Source organism: Microbacterium sp. KNMS, from assembly GCF_053851835.1.
In genome coordinates this window covers 1-238 of record NZ_JBSQBP010000202.1, presented here as the reverse complement: position 1 = coordinate 238, position 238 = coordinate 1, and the positions used below count along the sequence as shown (strand labels likewise).

Here is a 238-nt window from a genome sequence, read left to right as displayed (position 1 = left end):
AGATAGGCCTCGACCGCCTCGGCGACCTCGGGATGCTCGTCCCACCAGCTGGGCCGTCCGCGACCGCGCCGGTTCTCATTGGCGGCTCGTGGCGTGTCCGATCGCTTGGCCGCTTCGCGTGCCAGCAGATCTGCGCGCGCCGCCTCGGGCAGCGCCGCGATGGAGAAATGCCGCCCGCCGAGGGTTGCCGGGCGCTCGAGATAGTCCCAGCCTTCAGCCAGGGCGCGCTCGCGGATGC

1 protein-coding gene is annotated in these 238 nt (G+C 72.3%); it reads right to left on the bottom strand.

Annotated features, from left to right (window positions below):
- The coding region (locus ACWXWW_RS18345; protein ID WP_455971480.1) for a hypothetical protein at positions 1-238 on the bottom strand (238 nt) is incomplete at both ends.